The 25,508-nt window shown below is 43.8% G+C and carries 20 protein-coding genes; 12 read left to right on the forward strand and 8 right to left on the reverse strand.

Annotation, left to right across the window (positions count from 1 at the left end):
- Nucleotides 1–53 precede the first annotated feature (53 nt).
- Nucleotides 54–1,934 carry a molecular chaperone HtpG gene (gene htpG, locus CXL14_RS04110; RefSeq protein WP_014419299.1) on the forward strand — a complete coding sequence of 627 codons (1,881 nt, stop codon included), beginning with the start codon at nt 54–56 and terminating at the stop codon, nt 1,932–1,934.
- A gap of 42 nt (nt 1,935–1,976) precedes the next feature.
- On the opposite strand, the gene CXL14_RS04115 is transcribed toward htpG, so the two are convergent.
- The 3 genes from CXL14_RS04115 to CXL14_RS04125 all read right to left on the reverse strand — a co-directional run bounded on the left by CXL14_RS04115 (nt 1,977) and on the right by CXL14_RS04125 (nt 5,252).
- Nucleotides 1,977–3,365, reverse strand: coding sequence for a sugar porter family MFS transporter (locus CXL14_RS04115; protein ID WP_014419298.1), 1,389 nt, complete (start codon nt 3,363–3,365; stop codon nt 1,977–1,979).
- 121 nt (nt 3,366–3,486) lie between these two features.
- Nucleotides 3,487–4,419: an aldo/keto reductase gene (locus CXL14_RS04120; protein WP_014419297.1), complete on the reverse strand. Its 933-nt coding sequence runs from the start codon at nt 4,417–4,419 to the stop codon at nt 3,487–3,489.
- A 77-nt stretch (nt 4,420–4,496) separates the two neighbouring features.
- Nucleotides 4,497–5,252: a DeoR/GlpR family DNA-binding transcription regulator gene (locus tag CXL14_RS04125; RefSeq protein ID WP_014419296.1), complete on the reverse strand. Its 756-nt coding sequence runs from the start codon at nt 5,250–5,252 to the stop codon at nt 4,497–4,499.
- A 443-nt stretch (nt 5,253–5,695) separates the two neighbouring features.
- Here CXL14_RS04125 and iolA point away from each other — a divergent pair, with 443 nt between their 5' ends.
- The 10 genes from iolA to iolJ all read left to right on the forward strand — a co-directional run bounded on the left by iolA (nt 5,696) and on the right by iolJ (nt 16,973).
- Nucleotides 5,696–7,159 carry a methylmalonate-semialdehyde dehydrogenase gene (gene iolA, locus CXL14_RS04130; protein WP_045209395.1) on the forward strand — a complete coding sequence of 488 codons (1,464 nt, stop codon included), beginning with the start codon at nt 5,696–5,698 and terminating at the stop codon, nt 7,157–7,159.
- 73 nt (nt 7,160–7,232) lie between these two features.
- Complete coding sequence (iolB, locus tag CXL14_RS04135; RefSeq protein ID WP_101287697.1) at nt 7,233–8,048, forward strand: 5-deoxy-glucuronate isomerase; 816 nt, start codon at nt 7,233–7,235, stop codon at nt 8,046–8,048.
- Between the two features lie 23 nt (nt 8,049–8,071).
- Nucleotides 8,072–9,064 carry a 5-dehydro-2-deoxygluconokinase gene (gene iolC, locus CXL14_RS04140; RefSeq protein ID WP_007407838.1) on the forward strand — a complete coding sequence of 331 codons (993 nt, stop codon included), beginning with the start codon at nt 8,072–8,074 and terminating at the stop codon, nt 9,062–9,064.
- Nucleotides 9,065–9,088: 24 nt separating this feature from the next.
- Nucleotides 9,089–11,002, forward strand: coding sequence for a 3D-(3,5/4)-trihydroxycyclohexane-1,2-dione acylhydrolase (decyclizing) (gene iolD / locus CXL14_RS04145; protein ID WP_101287698.1), 1,914 nt, complete (start codon nt 9,089–9,091; stop codon nt 11,000–11,002).
- A gap of 15 nt (nt 11,003–11,017) precedes the next feature.
- The gene (gene iolE, locus CXL14_RS04150; RefSeq protein ID WP_032875530.1) at nt 11,018–11,914 is read left to right on the forward strand and encodes a myo-inosose-2 dehydratase; all 897 of its coding nucleotides are present in this window, start codon (nt 11,018–11,020) and stop codon (nt 11,912–11,914) included.
- Nucleotides 11,915–11,926: 12 nt separating this feature from the next.
- Nucleotides 11,927–13,222, forward strand: coding sequence for an MFS transporter (locus CXL14_RS04155; protein WP_053285294.1), 1,296 nt, complete (start codon nt 11,927–11,929; stop codon nt 13,220–13,222).
- 22 nt (nt 13,223–13,244) lie between these two features.
- Nucleotides 13,245–14,279: a bifunctional inositol 2-dehydrogenase/D-chiro-inositol 1-dehydrogenase gene (locus CXL14_RS04160; RefSeq protein WP_014419289.1), complete on the forward strand. Its 1,035-nt coding sequence runs from the start codon at nt 13,245–13,247 to the stop codon at nt 14,277–14,279.
- A gap of 19 nt (nt 14,280–14,298) precedes the next feature.
- Nucleotides 14,299–15,168, forward strand: coding sequence for a sugar phosphate isomerase/epimerase family protein (locus CXL14_RS04165; RefSeq protein WP_007407833.1), 870 nt, complete (start codon nt 14,299–14,301; stop codon nt 15,166–15,168).
- 87 nt (nt 15,169–15,255) lie between these two features.
- The gene (iolI, locus tag CXL14_RS04170; RefSeq protein WP_007407832.1) at nt 15,256–16,098 is read left to right on the forward strand and encodes a 2-keto-myo-inositol isomerase; all 843 of its coding nucleotides are present in this window, start codon (nt 15,256–15,258) and stop codon (nt 16,096–16,098) included.
- 2 nt (nt 16,099–16,100) lie between these two features.
- Nucleotides 16,101–16,973: a 6-phospho-5-dehydro-2-deoxy-D-gluconate aldolase gene (gene iolJ / locus CXL14_RS04175; protein ID WP_053285295.1), complete on the forward strand. Its 873-nt coding sequence runs from the start codon at nt 16,101–16,103 to the stop codon at nt 16,971–16,973.
- A gap of 291 nt (nt 16,974–17,264) precedes the next feature.
- Here iolJ and CXL14_RS04180 read toward each other — a convergent pair whose 3' ends face one another.
- Nucleotides 17,265–19,457 (reverse strand): peptidase domain-containing ABC transporter, encoded by a 2,193-nt coding sequence (locus tag CXL14_RS04180; RefSeq protein ID WP_053285296.1) that lies wholly within the window; start codon nt 19,455–19,457, stop codon nt 17,265–17,267.
- Between the two features lie 51 nt (nt 19,458–19,508).
- Nucleotides 19,509–22,697, reverse strand: a complete 3,189-nt coding sequence (locus CXL14_RS04185; protein ID WP_014419285.1) for a type 2 lanthipeptide synthetase LanM family protein — start codon at nt 22,695–22,697, stop codon at nt 19,509–19,511.
- Between the two features lie 211 nt (nt 22,698–22,908).
- Between CXL14_RS04185 and CXL14_RS04190 the strand changes: the two genes are divergently transcribed.
- Complete coding sequence (locus tag CXL14_RS04190; protein ID WP_032863857.1) at nt 22,909–23,493, forward strand: flavoprotein; 585 nt, start codon at nt 22,909–22,911, stop codon at nt 23,491–23,493.
- Between the two features lie 48 nt (nt 23,494–23,541).
- On the opposite strand, the gene CXL14_RS04195 is transcribed toward CXL14_RS04190, so the two are convergent.
- The 3 genes from CXL14_RS04195 to CXL14_RS04205 form a co-directional block, all read right to left on the reverse strand.
- Complete coding sequence (locus CXL14_RS04195; protein ID WP_007614849.1) at nt 23,542–24,183, reverse strand: response regulator transcription factor; 642 nt, start codon at nt 24,181–24,183, stop codon at nt 23,542–23,544.
- Nucleotides 24,184–24,278: 95 nt separating this feature from the next.
- Nucleotides 24,279–24,485 (reverse strand): plantaricin C family lantibiotic, encoded by a 207-nt coding sequence (locus tag CXL14_RS04200; RefSeq protein ID WP_029325769.1) that lies wholly within the window; start codon nt 24,483–24,485, stop codon nt 24,279–24,281.
- Nucleotides 24,486–24,769: 284 nt separating this feature from the next.
- A complete protein-coding gene (locus tag CXL14_RS04205; protein WP_021494674.1) occupies nt 24,770–25,504 on the reverse strand; it encodes an ABC transporter permease in 735 nt (244 codons plus the stop codon).
- Between the last annotated feature and the right edge of the window lie 4 nt (nt 25,505–25,508).

A 25,508-nucleotide genomic window follows, 5' to 3' on the forward strand; every position in this document is an offset into this window, starting at 1 on the left:
ATGCTGAAAAGATTTTACATAACATCAAAGCATAATTAAAGGAGAGATCTGAAGTGCGGAAAAAAAAGTTTAAAGCAGAATCCAAGCGATTGCTGGACATGATGATTAACTCCATTTACACGCAGAAGGAAATTTTTCTCCGCGAGTTAATTTCCAACGCGAGCGATGCGATTGACAAAATCTATTACAAGGCGTTAACCGATGATTCATTAACGTTTGATCAAGACAATTACTACATAAAAGTGACGGCGGACAAAGAAGCAAGAACGCTCACCGTCACAGACACCGGTATCGGGATGACAAAAGACGAGCTTGAACAGCATCTCGGCACGATTGCGAAAAGCGGTTCACTCGCTTTCAAGCAAGAAAATGACTCGAAAGACGGCCATGACATTATCGGCCAGTTCGGCGTCGGATTTTATGCGGCGTTTATGGTGGCTGATAAAGTCACGGTGAAAAGTAAAGCGCTCGGCAGTGACGAGGCGTATGTGTGGGAGTCGGAAGGGGCTGCCGGCTACACGATCGCGCCGTGTGACAAGGAAACCGTCGGTACGGAAATCACCTTGAAAATAAAAGAAAACACAGAAAATGAAAGCTATGATGAGTTTTTAGAAAACTACCGCATCAAAGCGATCGTGAAAAAGTACTCTGATTTTATCCGCTACCCGATCAAAATGGAAGAGACGGTCAACAAGCCGAAAGAGGGCAGCGAGAACGAATTTGAAGAAGTTCAGGAAGAACAGACGGTCAACAGCATGGTGCCGATCTGGAGAAAAAACAAAAGCGAGCTGACGGATGAGGATTACGAGGCTTTTTACGCCGAGAAGCATTACGGTTTTGATAAACCGCTGACCCATGTGCATATCAGCGTCGATGGAGCGGTGCGTTACAATTCGATTTTGTTTATTCCGGAAAACATGCCGTTTGACTATTATACGAAGGAATTCGAAAAAGGATTGGAGCTGTATTCCAACGGCGTGCTGATCATGAACAAATGCGCCGACCTGCTTCCGGATCATTTCAGCTTTGTAAAAGGCATGGTGGATTCTGAGGATCTGTCGCTGAACATTTCCAGAGAGATGCTGCAGCACGACCGCCAGCTGAAGCTGATTGCGAAAAACATCAATAAAAAAATCAAAGCCGAGCTGAAGAGCCTGCTGAAGAACAAAAGGGAAAAATACGAATCTTTCTATGAATCTTTCGGCAGACAGCTGAAATTCGGCGTCTATAATGATTTCGGCGCGAATAAAGACGTATTAAAAGATCTGCTTCTCTTCTATTCATCTAAGGAGAAAAAGCTCGTCACTCTGGACGAATATGTGTCCAGAATGCCTGAGGATCAAAAATATATCTATTACGCGTCCGGCGATTCATATGAGCGGATTGAAAAGCTGCCGCAAACCGAAATGGTGGCGGACAAAGGCTACGAGATTTTATATTTCACGGAAGATATTGATGAATTCGCGATCAAAATGCTGACAAGCTATGAGGAAAAAGAGTTCAAATCCGTATCCAGCGCCGACTTAGGCATCGACAGTGACGAAGATGAAAAGCAGACTGAAGCCGAAGAGAACGAATATAAAGACCTGTTCGAAAGCATGAAAGAGATTCTTGCGGATAAAGTAAAGAACGTCAGAGCATCGAAACGTTTAAAATCTCATCCGGTCTGCTTTGCGACAGACGGCGAAGTGACGATCGAAATGGAAAAAGTGTTGAATGCCATGCCTGACAGCCAGCAGGTCAAAGCGGAAAAAGTACTGGAAATCAACCCGAACCACGAAGTGTTTGAGACGTTAAAGAACGCGCACGGACAAGATCGGGAAAAGCTGGCATTATACACAAACCTGCTGTACAATCAGGCGCTTCTGATTGAAGGGCTGCCGATCCATGATCCGGTCGAGTTTACGAATGACATCTGCAAAGTCATGGTATGACGCTAAAAAGGAATCGCCCGGCGGGGGCGATTCCTTTTTTTATTACAGTGTGCGCTGTTTAAGAATTTGATTTTGTTTGCTGCGCTTCTTTAAGGAGAACCGTTTTTTCAAGTGCGTTTCGATTTCTTCTAAACTTCTGCCCTTCGTTTCGGGAACGATGTAAGCGGCAAAGAAGAAGGATGAGAGGCAAATGACTGAGAATATTCCGAATACCCAGCCGATGCCCATGGCGCTCAGCATAAGCGGGAATACCAGTGAAACGATCAGGTTGGTTGCCGACAGAATCAATGTCGTAAATCCGGTTGCGGCTCCGCGTGCGTTTGACGGGAACAGCTCCGGCATCAGGACCCACACAACGGGACCCCATGTCGCCTGGTAGAAAACGATATAGATGCCGAGAAACAGCACGGTCAGCCAAGCCGTTGAAGCTGACAGGCCGGCCAGAAGGAGAATGGCTGATAGTGACGCCAGGCTCAAGGTAATGCCGACACTTCCCCACATCAGCAGTTTTTTCCGGCCGATCCGGTCAATTAAGATCATGGCGGTGATACACATGATGACGTTTAAGACACCGATGCCCATCGTGCCGAGAACGGACGCCGAAGTGCCGAGTCCGGCCTTTGTAAAGATGGTCGGCGCATAGTAAATCACCGTGTTGATACCGACCGCCTGCTGAAAGATGGCGAGGCCGATCCCGATCAGCAGCATAGGGCGGATCCATTTGGCTTTCAGCAAGCCGAGTGTAGATTCTTTTTTCTCAGCTTCACCTTGTTTCATTTCCGCCAATTCAACAGCGATATCCTCTTTGTCGTGGGTCATTTCCATGACTTGTCTGGCTTCCTGCTCACGGCCGCGTTTGACGAGCCATCTCGGAGATTCCGGCATAAACGCGATTCCGATTAATAAAAGCGCCGCCGGTACTGCCGCGAGACCGACCATCCAGCGCCAAGCTTCAAACGGGGTGAATATGTAATTCACGATATATGCGAGTAAAATTCCGGTTACAATCATTAAGTTATTCAATGTGCCGAGCGTTCCGCGTATTTTTGTCGGCGCCATCTCAGATAGATAAACGGGAACCAGCGCCGTTGAGCCGCCGACGGCTAACCCGAGTATGACACGGGAGATAATCAGCATAGTGACGGTTTGCGAAGCCGCACACGCAAGCGCGCCGATAATAAAAATGAGTGAAAGGACGAAAACCACTTTTCTCCGGCCCCATCGGTCAGAGCATGTCCCGCTTAAGGCGGACCCGAAAATCGCACCGAGCAGCAGCATGCTGACGACCAATCCCTCGGTCAGCGTGTTTAAAGGAATATCATTGTTAATAAATAACAAAGCCCCTGAAATCACACCGGTGTCATAGCCGTAAAGCAGCCCGCCTAATGCTCCGAAAAAGTAAATCAGGTATTTTTTGGTACTTTTCTTCACAGATGATCCTCCTCATCTTTTGGAACGCATAATAGTTTATTTAGATAACTATTTCATTCCCCGAAGAGAAAAATATAAACATAAAAAAAACACGCCCCTTTTAAAAGGCGTGTTTTTTTTCTTAGGAAAACAGCTTGTCGATAAACGCGATTTCTTCAGCAGATAGCGTAATGGAGGCTGCTTTCATGTTGTCTTTTAATTGATCCGCGCGTTTGGCGCCCGGAATCAGGATATCGATTTCAGGTCTCGCCAAGTACCAGGCAAGCACGATATGCGCCGTATCGGCATTGTGCTTTTCGGCAATCGGTTTGAGCTGGTTGACTTTTTTGATGTTTTCTTTAAACTGTTCCCCTTGGAAATGCGCCTGATCATTGCGCAGGTCGCCTTCAGGGAAGGTTGTGTTCTCGTCGTATTTGCCGGCAAGCAGTCCGGATACGAGCGGGAAGTACGGAATGAATGAGATGCCGTGTTCCGTCGTATAAGGGAAGAAAGTCTTTTCCGCCTCACGGTTCAGCAGGTTGTATTCTCCTTGAATCACGTCGACTAAGCCGTCTTTATTGGCTTCTTTCAGCTGCTCCAAAGAGAAATTGGATACGCCGATGGAACGGATTTTTCCTTCTTTTTTCAGCTCATTCAACGCTTGAACGGCTTCGTCCTTCGGCGTGTGCTCATCCGGGAAATGGATGTAGAATAAATCGATGTAATCAGTCTGCAGGCGTTTCAAGCTGTCTTCGACCGATTGTTTCAAAAAGGCCGGTGAGTTGTCGAAAACAAAGTCATCGCCTTCTTTTCTGTGAGCGGCTTTTGTGGCGATGAAGACATCCTTGCGGTTGCATTCTTTCAGCACCTCGCCGATTAATTCTTCAGAACGGCCCACACCGTAAATATAGGCGGTATCTAACATGGTAACGCCGCTTTTAATCGCTTCCCGGACCAATTCTTTTCCCGTTTCTTCATTCAGATTCGGATAGAGATTGTGTCCGCCGACCGCATTTGTTCCCAAACCGATCGGAAATACCTTTAGGTCAGTTTTGCCGATTGTTACTTTGCTCATGTTTTCGCCCCCTGAAAAAATTGGATATCATAGCGACTGCCGGAAAAATACGGCAGCGTTCTCTATTAACTATAACGCTATGCCAAGTGAATGTCGATTTGATGCTCTTGGCAATACTTCGTATATTCCTCATCGAGATGTTGAGAAGTGACAATGCTGTGAAGCCGGTCGAAAGGCGCGTATGTCAAAAGCGTGGATTTGCCGAATTTGGAATGATCCGCGAGCAGATACACTTCGTTCGCCTTTTCGGAAATTCTCTTTTTCACCTCGTATTCCAGTAAGTCGGAATTCGTCAGGCCGTGGGTGATCGTTGTCCCGGTAGCGGACATGAACGCCTTGTTAATGTTGTATTTATTGAGTGTGCTCGGATCATCAATGCCGACAAACGACCTTGTCTTCCGTTTGTAGTTATTGCCGATGATGATCAGGTCGATATTTTTCATGGATGAAGCCGCGTTAATAATATCAAGGCTGTTCGTCAAAACCGTTACATTCTTATCGGGATCAAGCGTCTCCAGCATCGATTTGGTCGTCGTGCCGGAATCAATAAACACAAGATCGTGATCCTCGATAAACCGTGACGCATAGCGGGCGATTTTGATTTTTTCATCCTGATGTTGAATGGTGCGGTTCTCAAAAGGGACGAGCACAGATTTTTCGGCTGATGTCACGCCGCCGTACACCTTTTTGATAACCCCTTTTTCCGCAAGCTTATTAATATCGCGTCTGACCGTGTTTTTAGAGACATTGAATACCTCGCACAGCTCATCCAGCGAAGTGGCTCCGTGTTTGAGAATGTATTCTTCCATCTCCTGAATCCGCATCAGTTTCATAAAAAAACTCCTTCTAGAATTCTTAAAGTAATTAAAATATATAATAAACACCAGAAGTTAATCAATAGTTACTTAACAAATGATAAAAAAGAGGGTTCACACCGTACGATTCGACACGGTTCTCCAAGTTCCTGTTTTCCCGATCAAAAAAGTATGATAAAAATAATGAAAAAATTTTGATTTTTTAGATTGACTTGAAGATGTGTTGGGCTTACAATGTAACCAAGAAATGACCAAAATATAACCTGTAAAATCAAAAGTGAAAGATGTAACCGTTTGCTTTTTCCGGTACATGACCAACTTTTACATGGGAAGATTGGGAGTCACCATCATTTTAGCATTTGTAAGCGTTTAATTCATGTCTTTTATATGTAAAAGATGAATATATTCATCCGTTATTATCCAGCTGAACAGGATGTTTACTATTTAAGGAGGCAATGAGAATGGCAGAGATCAGAAAACTGAAAAACTACATCAATGGTGAATGGGTTGAAAGTAAGACAGATCAATATGAAGACGTTGTCAATCCGGCTACAAAAGAAGTGATGTGCCAGGTTCCGATTTCTACGCGGGAGGATGTGGAATACGCCGTCCGCTCAGCGTCAGAGGCGTTTCAAACATGGTCAAAGACGGCAGTGCCGCGCCGTGCGAGAATTCTATTTAACTATCAGCAGCTTCTCCAGCAGAACAAAGAAGAGCTTGCCCGTCTGATCACTTTGGAAAACGGTAAAAACACGACAGAAGCACTCGGTGAAGTGGGACGCGGAATTGAAAACGTCGAATTCGCAGCGGGCGCGCCGTCACTCATGATGGGCGATTCACTTGCCTCTATTGCGACGGATGTAGAGGCGGCGAATTACCGCTATCCGATCGGGGTGGTCGGCGGTATCGCACCGTTCAACTTCCCAATGATGGTTCCGTGCTGGATGTTCCCGATGGCGATTTCATTAGGAAACACGTTCATTCTGAAGCCGTCTGAGCGCACGCCGCTGTTAACGGAAAAACTGGCAGAGCTGTTTGAACAGGCCGGTCTGCCGAAGGGCGTCTTCAATGTCGTGCACGGCGCGCATGACGTCGTAAACGGCGTTCTTGAACATCCGGAGATTAAAGCCATCTCATTCGTCGGTTCAAAACCTGTCGGCGAGTATGTTTTCAAAAAAGGCAGCGAACATTTGAAACGCGTGCAGGCGTTAACGGGCGCGAAAAACCATACGATCGTGTTAAATGACGCCCACCTTGAAGATACGGTGACAAACATTATCGGCGCGGCATTCGGTTCGGCAGGAGAGCGCTGTATGGCATGCGCGGTTGTGACGGTTGAAGAGGGAATCGCCGATGAGTTTATGGCGAAATTACAGGAAAAAGCAGCGGACATCAAGATTGGAAACGGACTGGATGACGGCGTGTTCTTAGGCCCGGTCATCCGCGAGGACAACAAAAAACGCACGCACAGCTATATTGAAAAAGGCATCGAAGAAGGAGCGAGACTTCTTTGTGACGGACGTGAAAACGCAACGGAAGACGGCTATTTCGTCGGACCGACGATTTTTGACAACGTGACGACGGATATGACGATCTGGAAAGATGAAATCTTTGCGCCCGTTCTGTCGGTCATCCGCGTGAAAAACTTAAAAGAAGCGGTGGACATCGCCAACCAGTCTGAATTTGCGAACGGCGCGTGTCTGTTCACTTCAAATGCGAACGCGATCCGCTACTTCCGTGAAAATATTGACGCGGGGATGCTCGGCATCAACCTTGGCGTGCCGGCGCCGATGGCATTCTTCCCGTTCTCAGGCTGGAAGTCTTCTTTCTTCGGCACATTGCACGCAAACGGAAAAGACAGCGTCGACTTCTATACACGTAAAAAAGTCGTGACGGCACGATACCCGTCTCCTGACTTCAATTGATCTGACAGCCGGCCCGGACGGCTTCGAGATTCCGTCCGGGTTTTCTTTTACCATCAATTAAGGAGGAATAAACATGAGTCATTTGCTGCGCAAACCGCAGGCCGATGAGATGTCTCAAGGCGTGAACATCATACATGACGTCACTTCAGCCAATTCAGACCTCAAATACGTCGGATTCAAAGTCGTTGACCTCACTCCCGGTTCCACATATACAGAAGATTTGAAAAAGACGGAGTGCTGCATCGTTGCGGTAACGGGAAAAATCACCGTCACTGATTATGATCAGACATTTGAAAGCATCGGCACCCGTGAAAGCGTATTTGAAAGAAAACCGACGGACAGCGTTTATGTGTCCAATGACCGCTCTTTTGGAATCACAGCCGTCAGCGGGGCGAGGGTCGCGCTGTGCTATTCTCCGTCCGAACACCAGCTTCCGACAAAGCTGATTAAAGCGGAAGACAACGGTGTGGAACATCGCGGCAAGCTGGCAAACAAACGAACCGTTCATAATATTCTCCCCGATTCAGATCCATCGGCAAACAGCCTTCTCGTTGTTGAAGTTTACACGGACAGCGGCAACTGGTCGAGCTACCCGCCTCATAAACATGACCAAGACAATCTGCCGGCTGAATCCTTTTTAGAAGAAACCTATTACCATGAAACGGACCCGCCGCAGGGGTTTGTCTTCCAGCGTGTGTACACGGACGACCGCTCGATTGACGAGACGATGACCGCAGAAAATGAAAACGTTGTCATCGTGCCGGCGGGCTATCACCCGGTTGGTGTTCCGGACGGGTATACCTCTTACTACCTGAATGTAATGGCGGGACCGACACGAAAATGGAAGTTTCATAATGATCCGGCCCATGAATGGATCCTGGAACGCTAACAAGTGAGGAGTGGCAGATAACGATGAAATATACATTTAATGAAGAAAAAGAGTTTGATATTGTCGCGATCGGGCGCGCGTGTATTGATTTGAACGCGGCGGAATACAACCGGCCGATGGAAGAAACGATGACGTTTTCTAAATATGTCGGAGGCTCCCCGGCAAATATTGCGATCGGCAGCGCCAAGCTCGGATTAAAAGCCGGTTTTATCGGCAAAATCCCGGATGATCAGCACGGCAGATTCATCGTTTCTTATATGCAGGGAAAGGGCGTTGATACGTCACAAATGACCGTTGACAGAGAAGGGCGCAAAGCCGGGCTCGCTTTTACGGAAATTCTCAGTCCCGAAGAGTGCAGCATTCTGATGTACCGGGATGACGTGGCGGATTTGTATCTTGAGCCGTCCGAAGTCAATGAAGGTTACATCGCAAACGCGAAAATGCTGCTGGTGTCAGGCACGGCGCTTGCGAAAAGCCCGTCGCGCGAAGCCGTCTTAAAAGCGGTGCATATCGCAAAAAAACATGACGTAAAAGTCGTGTTTGAGCTCGACTACCGTCCGTATACATGGCAATCGGCAGAAGAAACAGCCGTGTACTACACGCTGGTGGCGGAACAATCCGATATCGTCATCGGTACGCGTGACGAATTTGACGTAATGGAAAACCGCAGCGGCGGAAATAACGATGAAACCGTCCGCCATTTGTTTGCGCACTCCGCTGACCTTGTCGTCATTAAGCACGGCGTTGACGGATCATACGCATACAGCAGATCGGGAGAAGTTTTCCGGGCGCATGCCTATAAAACAAAGGTGCTGAAGACCTTCGGAGCGGGTGATTCCTATGCGTCAGCCTTCATCTACGGACTTGTCAGCGGCCGGGATATTGAAACGGCTTTAAAATACGGGAGCGCTTCCGCTTCCATCGTCGTCAGCAAACACAGCTCCTCAGAAGCAATGCCGGCTGCCGGTGAAATCATCGAACTGATTGAAGCGCAGCACAGTCTTAACGGTAAATAGAACGTATAAAAGGTGGGATCGTTTGTGGGTAAGACAATTCGCTTAACGACAGCACAAGCGCTGATTAAATTCTTGAACCGGCAGTACATTCATGTTGACGGAAAAGAAGAGCCGTTCGTTGAGGGCATCTTCACGATTTTCGGCCACGGAAATGTGTTGGGGATCGGGCAGGCGCTTGAGCAGGACGCCGGGCACCTGAAAGTCTATCAAGGCAAAAACGAACAAGGCATGGCGCATGCCGCGATGGCATACAGCAAGCAGATGCTGAGAAGAAAAATTTACGCGGTATCGACATCGGTCGGTCCGGGTGCCGCTAACTTGACGGCTGCCGCGGGTACGGCGCTGGCCAATAATATCCCGGTGCTGCTGCTTCCGGCCGATACCTTTGCGACGAGGCAGCCTGACCCGGTGCTTCAGCAGGTGGAGCAGGAATACAGTGCCGCCGTCACGACAAACGATGCGTTAAAGCCCGTGTCCCGCTATTGGGACCGCATTACCCGCCCCGAGCAGCTGATGAGCAGCTTAATCCGGGCATTTGAAGTGATGACAGATCCGGCAAAAGCGGGTCCGGCGACCATCTGCATATCTCAGGATGTAGAGGGAGAAGCATTTGATTTTGATGAAAGCTTCTTTGAAAAACGCGTTCATTACATTGACCGGATGCAGCCAAGCGAGCGTGAGCTGAAAGGCGCCGCGGAGAGAATTAAGGAGAGCAGCCGTCCCGTCATTTTAGTGGGCGGAGGCGCGAAGTACTCCGGCGCGCGTGAGGAATTAATCGCGCTTTCTGAAACATACGGCATTCCGCTTGTCGAAACGCAGGCCGGCAAGTCAACCGTTGAAGCCGATTTCGCCAACAATCTGGGCGGCATGGGCATCACGGGCACACTCGCCGCAAACAAAGCCGCCCGCCAGGCTGATCTGATCATCGGTGTCGGCACACGGTACACGGACTTTGCGACATCCTCGAAAACGGCGTTTGATTTTGACAAAGCAAAATTTTTGAATATCAACGTCAGCCGCATGCAGGCTTACAAGCTTGACGCGTTTCAGGTCGTAGCCGATGCGAAAGTCACGCTCGGCAGGCTGTACGGCTTATTAGACGGATATAAAAGTGCATTCGGCACGGCGATTAAAGATTGGAAAGATGAATGGCTGGCTGAACGGGGCCGGCTCGGCAAGGTCACTTTTACACGTGATGCGTTCGAACCGGAAATTAAGAACCATTTCTCACAGGATGTGTTAAACGAGTATGCCGACGCGCTCGAGACTGAGCTGCCGCAAACAACGGCGCTGTTGACCATCAATGACACGATTCCTGAAGACAGCGTCGTCATCAGTTCGGCGGGATCTCTTCCGGGAGATTTGCAGCGGCTGTGGCATTCCAGCGTCCCGAATACGTACCACCTCGAGTACGGCTATTCCTGCATGGGATATGAAGTATCAGGCACGCTCGGCCTCAAGCTGGCCCATCCCGACAAAGAAGTCTATTCACTCGTCGGCGACGGAAGCTTTCTGATGCTGCACTCAGAGCTGATTACCGCGCTTCAATATAACAAAAAAATCAATGTCCTGCTCTTTGACAACTCGGGATTCGGCTGTATCAACAACCTGCAGATGGATCACGGGAGCGGCAGTTATTTCTGCGAGTTCCGCACCGAGGACAATCAGATTTTAAACGTTGATTACGCGAAGGTGGCAGAGGGCTACGGCGCTAAAACATACAGAGCCAATACGGTTGAAGAACTGAAAGCGGCGCTTGAAGATGCGAAAACGCAAGACGTATCCACTTTAATTGAAATGAAGGTTCTGCCGAAAACGATGACGGACGGCTATGACAGCTGGTGGCATGTCGGCGTGGCGGAAGTGTCTGAGCAGGAAAGCGTTCAGCGGGCATACGAAGCGAAAGAGATGAAGCTGAAGTCTGCGAAGCAGTACTAGAGGGGAGGCATCACGATGGGCAAACAAGATATTCTGTGGGGCATCGCTCCCATTGGGTGGCGCAATGACGATATGCCGGAAATCGGAGCCGGGAATACGCTGCAGCATTTGTTAAGCGATATTGTTGTCGCCGGCTTTCAAGGTACGGAAGTGGGAGGGTTTTTCCCTGAACCCTCCGTCCTCAATAAGGAGCTGGCTCTCCGGAACTTGCGGATTGCGGGGAAATGGTTCAGCAGCTTTATCATACAAGACGGTATTGAAAAAACGGCTGAACAATTTACAGAACACTGTGATTATTTGCAGAAAGTCGGAGCGGATGTCGCCACCGTTTCTGAACAGACGTACAGTGTTCAAGGCTTGGACATTGATGTATTTAAGAAAAAACCGCACTTCTCAGATGAAGAATGGGATACGCTGTGCCAAGGCTTGAACCGTCTCGGGAAAATCGCTGACGAATACGGGCTGGATCTCACGTTTCATCATCATCTCGGCACAGGCGTCCAGACGGCGGAAGAAGTTGATCGGCTGATGGATGGAACGGACCCGCGGTATGTTCATTTACTATATGATACCGGCCATGCCTATATCTCGGACGGAGACTATATGACGATTCTCAACAAGCATATGGATCGGATCAGACACGTTCATTTCAAGGATGCGCGGTTTGACATTATGGAGCGGTGCAGACAGGAAGGCAAGTCATTCAGGCAGTCGTTTTTACAAGGCATTTTTACGGTTCCCGGAGACGGATGCATCGATTTTACCGAAGTGTACCGAGCGCTCGTCCGTCATGATTATTCAGGCTGGATCGTCATCGAAGCCGAACAAGACCCGGCAGTCGCCAATCCGCTTGAGTACGCGCTGATTGCGAGAAAGTACATCGACAGTGAACTGCTTGATCCTGCAAATTAGAGGGGGACTTATATGAATAGTGCCAAGGCGGAATCAGCTTTCAGCAAAAGGACCATCGCCGCAGCATTAGCAAATTACATTGATGCAGGTTCCATCGTGGCAGGATCAGCGGGTTTATCTATGTGGGTCAGCTACTTGAAGCTGTCCGACAGTCAGATCGGATTGCTCAGCGCCTTCAGCGCAAATGCGATATCAGCGGCCGTCGGAGCGCTGCTCGGCGGGTATTTGGCTGATAAGGTCGGCCGAAAAGCTGTATACACAAACAGTATGCTCGTCTACGCCTTAGGAATTTGTTTGGTTTTGTTTGGATTCAACTTTCCCATGCTGTTATGCGGATACATGATTATTGGGATTTCTGTAGGCGCGGATATTACGGCTTCATGGACCATTATCGCGGAAAACGCCCCCGAGAAAAACCGGGCGAGGCATTGCGGAGTGGCGCAGGTGGCGTGGGCCGCCGGAGCCGTTGTGGTTCTGCTGTTATCCGTTTTGGTCGGTGACCTCGGGCTTTTAGGAAATAAAATTGTCTTTGCGCATCTATTGGTGATCGCCCTGATCACATATGTGATAAGAAAGCGTTTACCTGAGTCGGATGCCTGGAAAAACAGTGAAGAGCGGCCTGCCGCCGTGAAAAAAACATCTTATTTTGACCTGCTTCAGCCGAAATTTTTCAAGAACATTTTGTTTTTAATGGGTGTGTTTCTCGTATGGAATCTCGCAGCGGGCGTCATGGGATTCTTCATGCCGTACATCTACCAGCAGGTCGGCGGCGTATCCGCAAATACGGCCAACATTCTGCAGATGGCCCTGTTTATCTTCACCGGGCTCGGCGTCGTCTGTATCTTCATGCCTTTTGCAGATAAATATCGGAAAACGGTGTTCGGAATCTGCGCATGTATGGCCGTTGTCGGCTGGTCGCTGTTTTTACTGCCCTTTCAGGGACTCCCGATGCTGCTTTTGTTTGTTTTAGCGATCGGCATCAATAACGGAGCCGGCCAGCAGGCGAACTACCAGCTGTGGGCAAGCGAGTTGTTCCCGACAGAATACAGAGCGTCAGCACAAGGGCTCATGTTCTTTCTGGTCCGTATTTCAATCGGCATTTGGAGTTTATTTGTGCCGGTCATCATGTCACAATTCGGCATCGGTTTTATGGCCGGTATTCTGCTCATATGTGTGACGGCCAGTATGATCATCGGGCTTGTCTTCGCGCCGAATACGTCCGGCAAGTCGCTTGAACAGATACAGGAGGAACTGTACGGCGCTCCTCAGGACGGCAGCGAGAAAAGAAAGACGAGAACCATTATTTGATTATCAGAAGGAGTGGCGATCAATGAATTTACGTATAGGTGTTATCGGAACCGGTGCTATCGGAAAAGAGCACATCAACCGCATCACAAATAAGCTGTCCGGTGCGGAAATTACCGCTGTCACAGATGTGAATCAGGAGGCCGCGCAGCAGACCGTTCAGGATTTCAATTTGAACGCCTCCGTTTATCCTGATGACGACAGCCTCCTCGCTGCTGAAAATGTGGATGCCGTCTTAGTGACAAGCTGGGGCCCGGCTCACGAGTCCAGCGTTTTGAAAGCGATTCAGCACGGCAAGCACGTGTTTTGTGAAAAGCCGCTTGCGACAACGGCAGAAGGCTGTATGCGCATTGTCGAGGAAGAAATGAAGACGGGAAAACGATTGGTGCAGGTAGGTTTTATGCGCAGATATGACAGCGGTTACGTTCAGCTGAAAGAAGCGATCGACAACCGCGTGGTCGGCGAGCCGCTGATGATTCACTGTGCGCACCGCAACCCGACAGTCGCATCGAATTATTCAACGGACATGGCCGTCGTCGATACGCTCGTTCATGAAATTGATGTCCTCCACTGGCTCGTCAATGACGACTATGAATCCGTACAGGTCATCTATCCGAAGAAATCAAAAAATGCGCTGCCGCATCTGAAAGATCCGCAGATGGTCATCATCGAAACAAAAGGCGGCATCGTCATCAATGCCGAAATCTACGTGAACTGTAAATACGGCTATGACATTCAATGTGAGATCGTCGGGGAAGACGGCGTCATCAAGCTTCCGGAACCGTCAAGCATCAGTTTGAGAAAAGAAGGGACATTCAGCACCGATATCCTGATGGACTGGCAGCGCCGATTTGTGGCTGCGTATGATGTGGAAATTCAAGACTTCATTGATTCGATCCGGAAAAAAGGCGAAGTCAGCGGTCCGACGGCATGGGACGGTTATATTGCCGCAGTGACAACTGACGCGTGCGTAAAAGCTCAGGAATCCGGGCAGAAAGAGCCTGTGGCGCTGCAAGAGAAACCGGCATTCTACCAATCATTTACGACTGTGAACAAATAATAGATCGGGAGTGAAAGAAATGAAACTGGCCTTAGATCCATCCATGTACCGCGATGATTTAACGTTAGAAGAAATGGTCTATAAAACGGCGGAACTCGGATACGAATATATCGAACTGTCCCCGCGCGAGGATTTTTGTCCTTTCTACAAATATCCGAAAGTCGATTCAGCAAAAATCAAACAATTGAAGCGCCTTTTAAAGGATACAGGTGTGAAGCTGTCCTCTCTTCTTCCGCTTTACCACTGGGCGGGTCCTGATGAAGACCGCCGACAGGCCGCCGTGCGCAACTGGAAACGGGCGATCGAAATTGCGGTTGAACTTGAAGTGGATTTGATGAACAGTGAATTCAGCGGTTCAAAATATGATCCTTTGACAAGTGAAGAAAAATTCATCAAATCCATGGATGAACTGCTGCCCGTTTTTGAAAAAGAAGGCGTTAAACTCAATCTTCAGGCTCACCCGTATGATTTTATCGAAACGCACAAAGGTGCGATGGATATGATCCGCGCGCTTGATAAGGATTGGATCAATCTTGTCTACTCGACTGCGCATACGTTCTTCTATGATGACGGAAAAGGCGATATTGCGACCATGTTTGATGAAGCCGGCGACCGCCTTACACATGTTTTATTTGCAGATACTTTTAATCATAAAGCGGCGCACGGCCTGCGCTACATCGTCAACCCGCCTGATGCGAAAGTAACGGTTCACCAACATTTGGACATCGGGCAAGGCGAGGTCGATTTTGAGACGATTTTCAGAAAGATGAGAGAGATGAAATTCGACGGAATTGCGACGAATGCCGTTTTTGCTTGGGTCGGCGAAAGAGCGGATGAATCAAGCCGGACCACGCTTAAGAAATTAAAGGAAGAACTGGGTATGGCATAAGCTGAGTACGGAGTTCGGCGGAGCGGGGCAAAAAAGCCCTCCAGCCGGACTCCCTTCATATCGAAAACGCGGATGGGAGAGGCTGACATGAAACTTTGCTTTAATGAAGCGACTACGCTGGAGAATTCAAACCTGAAACAGGATTTAGAACTGTGCGAAAAGCACGGCTATGATTATATTGAAATCCGCACAATGGATAAGCTGCCGGAATACTTAAAAGACCATTCACTGGCCGATCTGGCGGAATATTTTCGAACCCATCACATTAAACCGCTTGCCCTGAACGCACTGGTTTTCTTCAACAACCGTGATGAGAAGGGCTATAGGGAGATCATTTCGGAATTCAAAAGCATGATGGAAACCTGCAGAACGCTCGGCGTGAAATATGTGGTGGCCGTGCCGCTTGTGACAGAGCGGAAAATCTTGAAAGAAGAGATCAAAAAGAGCAGCATAGAGGTGCTGACTGAGCTTTCGGACATCGCGGAGCCGTACGGCGTAAACATTGCCCTTGAATTTGTCGGGCACCCGCAATGTACGGTCAATACATTTGAACAGGCGTATGACATCGTGAACGCTGTCGGCCGCGATAATGTCGGACTGGTGTTTGACAGCTTCCATTTCCACGCGATGGGCTCCAATATTGAGAGTTTGAAGCAGGCGGACGGAAAGAAAATTTTCATCTATCATATCGACGATACAGAAGACTTCCCGATCGGCTTTTTAACGGATGAAGACCGCGTCTGGCCTGGACAGGGTGCGATTGACTTAGACGCCCATCTGTCAGCGTTAAAAGAAATCGGATTCAATGATGTTGTCTCCGTAGAGCTGTTCAGACCTGAATATTATAAGCTGACTGCGGAGGAAACGATCAAAACGGCAAAGGAAACAACGGAAGCCGTCGTATCAAAATACTTCATGAAGGAGGCGTGAACATGGCTTTTGTCACCATGAAACATCTTCTTGCAGAAGCGAAACGGGAGCATTATGCAGTCGGCCAATTTAATATCAACGGCCTCCAATGGACGAAGGCGATTCTGCAAGCGGCGCAAAAGGAGCAATCGCCGGTCATCGCCGCGGCTTCCGATCGTCTGGTCGACTATTTAGGCGGATTTAAAACGATTTCCGCCATGGTCGGCGCGTTAATAGAAGAAATGGCGATTACCGTTCCCGTTGTGCTCCATCTTGATCACGGAAGCAGTGCGGAACGCTGCAGACAGGCCATTGACGCCGGATTCAGCTCAGTGATGATTGACGGCTCCCATCATCCGATTGATGAGAACATCGCGATGACAAAAGAAGTCGCCGATTATGCGGCAAAGCAAGGCGTCTCAGTAGAAGCAGAAGTCGGCACGGTCGGCGGCATGGAAGACGGGCTGGTCGGCGGGGTCCGCTATGCCGATATCGCCGAATGTGAGCGGATCGTCAAAGAAACCAATATCGACGCGCTGGCCGCCGCCCTCGGCTCCGTCCACGGCAAATATCAAGGTGAACCGAATCTCGGATTTAAAGAAATGGAGGCTATCTCCCGCATGACTGATATTCCCCTCGTTCTCCACGGAGCATCCGGGATTCCGCAGGATCAGGTCAAAAAAGCCATCACGCTCGGCCACGCGAAAATCAATATCAACACGGAATGTATGGTAGCCTGGACAGACGAAACACGCCGCATGTTTCAGGAAAACGGCGATCTGTACGAACCGCGCGGCTACATGTCACCCGGCATTGAAGCCGTGGAAGAGACAGTGCGAAGCAAAATGAGAGAGTTCGGATCAGCCGGTAAAGCCGTAAAACAGCAGGTCGGCTGATGAAAAGCACTCACAACATCGTGAGTGCTTTCGTCTTTCCGTTTATTTCCTTCTCGCGTTTCACCAAAGTATCACAATCAAATCAACCTGTTGCTGACTGAGAGCGGATTGGTAAAGGTAGATGGTGTCAAAGTCATTGATAAACACATGGTTATGTTCGACAGCGGCAAGATTTTTTCTAAATGGGGGATTGCTCTGGCTTGTTTTGTTTCAGTCTTTCAAATTGTAGTCTGCGGACATGGAGATAAAGGGTATAGCAAGTGTTATTGAAATAAAATAAAGTCAGCAGCCTCAAGTTTTTCCAGTTGGCTCATTGAGGAAAAAGGGCTTTTCCAGCGTAGCTTTCTGTCTATCCCCTACTTGTTTTATCCATAAGTCATAATAATATCCCTTTTTCTCTAATAACTCTTGATGTTTTCCTTTTTCGACTATTTTTCCTTGATCTAATACCACTATTAAATCAGAGTCTTGGCTGCTTAAAAGACGATGAGTTATTACAATACGGGTAATATTTGATTTTGCAAAGTATTCGTCAATTTCATGCTCTGTTAATGTATCCAAGTTACTTGTTATTTCATCTAAAATGACTACAGAAGGGTTATCGACGATAGCTCTTGCTATTGCTATGCGCTGACGCTGCCCTCCTGATAACATACTGCCATTTTCCCCGATAATTGTGTTATATCCCATTGGCATTCTTATTATATCTTCATGTAACTGCACTCTCTTTGCTGCTTGTTCAATTTTATCCTGAGATAAGCTTTTAAATCCAGCTATATTGTTTGCAATAGTATCATTGAAAAGAAAGCTTTCTTGTAATACGACCCCCATTTGTTTTCGGAGCTCGTAAAGGTTTAAATTCTTCAAGTCCTGTTCACCATAAAATACTTTTCCCTTAGTGGGTTTGTATAACCCCAGTATAATTCTTGATAAAGTTGTCTTTCCACTACCTGTACGGCCTACGAGAGCTAATTTAGTACCTGACTTAATGTTTAATGAAACTTCTTTAAGAATATGTAAGCTATGATGTGTAAATGTGACATTTTCAAGTTTTATATCTTGTTTTGATAGTTCAGTTTCAATTATTGAAGTTTGGTTGATTTGTTCGGGCTCAGTTTCCATAACATCTTGCATTCGTTCAAAAGTGTCACCGACCAATTGAAATTGTTGCATGCCTGTTATTAAAGAAGCAATCGGCAACAAGAAAGATGTTCCTAAGCTGCTAAACCCTAATAAGCCTCCGAGTGTTAAATTTCCGGTGATAACTTCTTTTGATCCAAACCATAATAAGAGAAGGGGTGCACAATATCGGATGCTTACACTTATGCTATCCATTATAGCGTCTAAGTGGTATCGCTGTGAAAATGCTTCGATTTGTTTATCATAGTAATTTGACCACTTTGTTAGGATAGAATGATCTAAACCATTTGATTTAATAAAAGTGATAGCTCTTAGAGCTTCCACTAAAAAACTTTGTGTGGTTGTTTGAATTGATAAGTCATTATGGATTAAATTTTTTATTCTTGGAATCAAAATCATCATTAGTAAGAATTGAATAATTGCCAATCCAATAGCAAAAAATGCAAGTTTAAATGATTGAGTTAACATAGCAATAAAAAATGAAATCAAAGTAATAATATCTAGTACTATTGTTGCTCCATTCTTAGCTATAATCTCCCTTATCATGGAAATGTTACTTACTCTCATTGCAATATCACCGGTTGTTCGATTTTCATAAAAATTGAGAGGTAATTTTAATAAATGTTCCACAAAATCGTTTGAGATGCTTTTACTTATAATAGCTTGAAGTTTAATTGTGAAATAATTGCGGATAAACATAACAAGTCCCAATATAAAAACTGCTATGATGACTACAATTCCTAAAAATAGAAAAGAATTTGTTGATTTACTTATTAAAGAATGATCCACTAAATATTTAATTAAAAAAGGAACGGCTAAGAAGACTACTTGTGTGATCAGTGAAAAGAAAATGATAAGTGAAACAATAGTACGGCTTTTAACTATATAACGTAAATAATACTTTGCTGCGGGTGATGGCATCATCTCTTTAAATTTATCTGACTTCTTAAAAGTCAAGATTACCTTGCTATAATGTCTTTTAAATTCTTCTTCGGATAATTTCAATTTTCCTCTGTTGGGGTCAATTATATGAAAAAGACCTTTTTTAATCTGTTCTAAAACCACAAAGTGCCGTTCATCCCAAAATATGATGCAGGGAAGATATGAATTGATATATTTTTTCAAATCTTTAAACGAAACTTGGTATACTTTGCAGTTAAGCCCATAATATTCTGATACTGATTTTAAAATGGATACAGATACGCCATTTCTTTGGGCATCACATTGTTCACTTATTTTATTTAGAGATATAGTACTCCCATAATAACTTAAAATCATGGTGAGACAGGCGGGCCCACACTCATATTGTCCCATTTGCCTTACTAGAGGAACTCTTCTTCTCATTGGATCACTCCTAAGAAATAGAGCCTTAACAAAGTAAGGCTCATTTTAATTTTACAATTTTAGTTCTAAAGGTGATTGGAGTCTCAAAACTGATGGCACTTCAGTCGGTGCAAAAATCTTAAGCAATCCAAGTCCTATACCTGCATACCCCATCATTAAGGATGGGGATTCGTTATTTTTTTCAAATCCAGTTAACCATCCTCTGAGCTTTATATCATTTAAAATTTTATGGCTTAGTTCTGTTACATTTACGCTTAACTTTTTATTAAAGTTTTCCGCTGCGTACATAAGGATGTCCAGATTACCTAAATCACCATGGCATAAAGAATGATCATGTTCAAAACCATATTTTAGGGTTGTATTAATTGCGACATGTGCTTCATCTTTTATCAATTCATTTTGATTGTGTGGCAGGATCAATATCCTACTTAATCCTATGCCTGCTGCGCCATTACACCAAGCAACAAAATTATCATTTCGAAACTGTCCGTTTTCAAGTTTAATATCTGCCCAATTGTTTTTTTCCGGAATAAACAAAGTTCTTTCAAATTCTAACGCTTTTTCAGCTACCTCTTTAAATACAGTTTGCTCAGTAATTGCGTAAATCTCATAAAGAGCCCATATAATTCCTGAGGCACCATGAGCAAATCCGGAGGCTGGCGTTGGGTTTGCCGGGACTTTCCATCCAACTCCCTTTTCCATAACGTTTATATTTTGAATAAGACGATTTCCGCATTTTGTAATCAAGTTTAAGATTTGTTCTTCTTTATACCGTTTAAACAAATTTATTAAAATAACTGCTGTCCCAGCCACCCCTGTTAAAATATCGTTGTTTTCATCCCTTTCGATCAAAGAATCTAATTTGTTGAGGGCAGAATAAAGTTCGTTTTTCAATAGTTGTTCATCATTCCATAATTTTGATAAATGATCCAACAAATAAAGGTAAGAAGCAATTCCCCCAAAGGCACCTAAATCACTAGATGCAGACATATTTTTGTGTACTGCCACTAAAGCTTTTTTAGATAGTTTGGTGTATTTTTCATTGTTAGAGAGGCGACCTAAATAAGCAAGGAAGAGAGAAATACCACCTACACCCTCGTATAATGAACTATTTGCAGCTGAAATCTTGAATTGATCCTCTCGTTGATTGTCAACAAACGATCCGATCCAAGATACATCCTCTTGTCCATCTAACTGTTCACCTTCAATCGCCCTACTAGCAAGAAAGTCTCCGATTTTAATAGCTTCTTGAAAAAAATCTTTTGGGTTAAAAACGTGTAATCGAGGATTTATATCAAATACTTTATGTTTACGATAAGAATCCTTAATTACTAAAATAGCTGTTTTTATAAAGCTTACTTGTTCATGACAGTCACTTTCATTCATTTCATTTATTTTTTCCTTTGTCTCATTTAAGGCACTTGTTTTAAAAAAATTGTTGATTTTTCGACCGCTGGAATCCCACATATTTGTAGATTCAGGCTTGCTTGTGAAATATGGGATATCCCCAAGGAATAAGCCTTCCTTTTCACTATTTACAACTTGGTTCAATCGTGGATTCAATTTTGTATCTAGCCACAATTTATCTAAAATCATTTCACGATCTAAGCCGTCTCTCATGAAATCTGGATGTAAACTTATTTTCAGAAGGTTTGCATAGCGAGATGTACCACGCAATATTTGTCTTACAGTAACCCCTTTAAAAGAATCTATTTGTTCGAGCATGTCTTGTTTATATTTCATGAAAAGGAAGTAGGTTTCTTCAAATCCTTTTATAATATTTCCTTCGTAAGCAACAGTATTAATGATTTGTCCATGCAGCATAGGTCTATGCTGACTAACTGGAATTGGAAAGTTTTTTTCTTCTATCCTGACTGTATCTTTATCTCGATCAACTATTGTACTGGTTTTATGCGGAGATACTTGTCCTTCTTGTGCACCTAATGCACTAAGGTCAATTCCTTCAAATCCAGCTTTACTATTTATTTTTCTCGGTAATAACCCAATTCGTAAAACTGACCGTTCAATATGTTCTTGTGCGCGACTAAAAGCACTGGTATCTGTATACGTAGAATTATTATGAAATAAAGATTCTAAATCAACTAAAATAGGATATTCTCCATCAGCAATTAAATTTTGCATATGAAAATCTACCGCATTCATTGCATATAAGATAGCCAAATAACTTCCAATACGCCAATAAAACTTTCCAATTTGCAGTTCTTCCTGACATTCTTTATAAGAGATAAACTGCGTCCATCCATAAGATTTTTTGTTAAGTGTGTGTACAGTTTTTAAGTCAAAACTTAAATTTTTACCATTTAGATAATTTACAAATTTATTAAATTTTACGTCTATTTCTAATGAACGAGGCTTATACACAATTTTAATTCCAGTTTCAAAGTTTAAAATGGCGACTGTTTTTCCTTTGTTATGAGTATCTGAGACGCCACTTCCTGTATCGATGGAAATAATTTTCCCTAATTTTTGACCATTACTAAACTCAGATTCTAATATCCCTTTATCCTGATGAAATCTTACAAGGAGATCAGAAGTATTTTGAATCCAATACATTGTTTTTGTTGCTAACAGCCTTGTTAAAACTATGTATTCTTCTCGAATTGATCGAACATATGCCGGGTCATTTAAAAGGGCTTGATTGAAATAAGAGGCTCGTTCTTCAGAAGTTTCACCCCGCAGCTTTCCTGATACCCTTGCTACATTTAACTCCAATATTAATATCCGACTACTTATAGCTGATAAAGTTTCACCAAGATTATTAAGTAAATCATCAATTACCGACGGACTAAGTTCTTCCTTTATCAGAGATTTAGTAGAGTGAGAATATAATACTTCCTCTAATTTGCCTCTTGCTATTTTCAAAAATGGTTTTATAAAACTAAAGAAGAGAATATCTTTTCTAACTTCTATATTTACATTTTTATAGGATTGTTCATCAACTAGCTGAATAATTTCAAGCCATCCTTGATGATCACCTTCATTAATAAATTCCACTTCTTTTGCATTGATAGTATGCTTTAGGGTTTCTTCGTCAATATTTTGGGTGGCTAATACATCCTCAATTCGAATCCCCTCATCACTTTCAACAAGGCTTTTCCATCTTTCGAAGCGTCTGTTTGTTAGTTCATCCCAATTAGTATTAAGTGAACGCCTTACTTTTCTTTCACTTATCGAAGAAGACCTATTCCATACCGAATTCCGTTTGAATTTTGTATGCATATTGAACACCTCATTTTTAATAAATTTGAACAATTAATATTCCTTAATTATCCATAAATATAGCAGAGCCATTTAAAAGTTAAAAGAATTTTAAAAGAAGTTTAGGTTTATTTTATATGTGTTTATTAAGAATATTTAATATTTGGAATAAACACCACAAAAAGAATAATTGTGTAGTATGATTGTTTAAAATTTACAGGGGGAGAAAAAAATGAGTATTTCAATATTAAAAGATAAAAAGTTATTGATCGGGATTTGCGGATCAATCTCATCTGTCGGCATCTCCTCGTATCTCTTATATTTTAAAAGCTTCTTTAAGGAAATAAGGGTTGTTATGACAAAAACAGCGGAAGACCTTATTCCAGCTCATACTGTTTCTTATTTTTGTGACCATGTATACTCAGAACATGGGGAAAACGGAAAAAGACATAGCCACGTAGAAATTGGCCGCTGGGCGGACATATATTGCATTATTCCAGCTACAGCGAACATCTTAGGACAAACTGCTAATGGTGTAGCAATGAATTTAGTTGCAACTACTGTATTAGCTCATCCACATAACACTATTTTCTTTCCTAATATGAACGATTTAATGTGGAATAAAACAGTTGTTTCCAGGAATATTGAACAATTAAGAAAAGATGGGCATATTGTTATTGAACCAGTTGAAATTATGGCGTTTGAGATTGCGACGGGTACAAGAAAACCTAATCGTGGTCTAATTACACCCGACAAAGCTTTATTAGCAATAGAAAAAGGTTTTAAAGAAAGAACAAAACACCCCTCACTAACATAAATGGGATGACTCAAAAGTCATTTTAAAATGATTTTTGGGTCATCCTTTTTACACGACATTTTTTGAGTCTGCTTTTTTTTCAAGACAAATATATGTACTGTCAGATAAGAGGTACCCTTTTCCAAACTTTGTTTGAAGAATCTTTGGATCTCCAGGGTTATCCTCTACTTTTTCTCTAAGAGAACTAATGTGTACATAAAGACTTGACCTACCAGTAAGGTCAGCATATTCAATAAGTTCTTCAGAACAGACTATTTTATTTGAATTTAAATAAAGCAAATATAAAATTTTAAATTCTTGTATTGCTAGAGGGATATATTCATTCTTTTTCCAAATACAATGCTTTCCAACGTCGAAAAAAGTTGTGAAAGACAATTGAAAAACATTATGTTTTAGGGTTGAAACATTATTTATTTGATTTAATATTGGACCAGGGTTATAATCTGAAACGTTAGTTTCTAAGGAGTTAAGTATTATGACTGGGCAAGATATCGATTTTATCAGTTGCAACACTAAGTCATTAGGGTGGCAAGTATCGATGATTACAGAGGAAAAATTTTCTTTGGATATTATTTGTTTTAGTTCATCCAATGTGTTAACATTTATTATTTCATTACTATCTGGCGTTAATAAATGATTCATATATGCTTGGAAATAGCTATTTTCTGAACAAACGAGAGTTTTCCCCAATGATTTACCCTCCTGTTTTTTAAGAATTTTCTAATAGTTTATATAATAAAATATAGGCTGTTCCTTCTGAAGGGAAACAGCCTATATAAATCAAATTAACAAATACATTCAGAAGTTAGAGTACAAACACCGCCGCCACCAGGCAATGTAAAAGTACATGCTGCTTCCATGTCTCCCGCACCTACTAACTTATCCATTTGTGCTTCTTTCAGCTCACTGAATGGGTTACCAGCTGGATTTTGTGTAGAATTTTCACGGGAAAAAGGATCTTTCCATGAACGAATGATAGCTTCTTGACTCATTGTATTCACCCCCTTATTAAGTATAGTATTATATTAACTCATAATCAAAAAAATGGAAGAGATATTATTAAATGTAAAAAATGTTTAAATAAAGAGTCTTAAGATATCTTTATATTTCTTATGTCTTATGCTTTGAAACATCACCTTTTCCATTAGTCGTTTAGTTTCAAAGAATACAACCAAAAAGATTTAGTCTTACCTTCATATAAATTTCTGTTTTACATAGCGCTAGTCAAATTAGTTTACCTTGTCTCGAATTCTCATAAGTTTATACCGCATATACCCTACGTAAGGTCTCGTTTAGTAAAACTTCTTATTCCGTAAACCAGGAGACCGAGACACGTTATTACCATAATTGAGTAAAACAGGAAATTTGATTGAATCGGTGATTCATCTTCGGGTGACATTGCTAACATAGGCTGTGTCCATGGATATACTTGACCTAATGGTGTACTGGCAATAATAATGGCCGGTAATGTAAAAACAATGCTAACAGCGAGTGGTATGCCAAATGTTTTAGACCTGATTGAAACAATAAGCTGCAATAAAATTAATGGTAAACAAGCTAAGATCCCTCTAATTCCATAACCTAGAATTGTAAGTAAAGGAAGACTCCCGCTTATGCCTAACATATAACCGAATCCAATAAATAAGAGGATTAAAATGGACATACTAATGAATATCATGCGGACCACTGTTAGAAACTTTCCCAGAAAGATATCTGAGTGTTTGACTGGTAAGGCTAGAAGCTGTTTCCAACCGCCTCCTGCATGTTCCCCCCTGCAAACAAGGGCGGCGAAAATTCCCACTACGATAGGCAATACAAAAGGGCCCATAAATAAGGCAACTTGTGTCCAAGCCTCTACCCAGGGATTGTCTCCGGGATTCATAAAAAGGTTATAGTTTTTAATAAAGTTAGTGTATGCCAGGGATACACCTAACAAAGGCCCTAATAAGTAGATGATCCATAACTTTGATCGCTTAAGCTTTAAACGTTCTACAAATAAAATGTTTTTCAAGTAT

The sequence above is a fragment of the Bacillus sp. SJ-10 genome (assembly GCF_002843505.1).
GTDB lineage: Bacteria > Bacillota > Bacilli > Bacillales > Bacillaceae > Bacillus > Bacillus velezensis.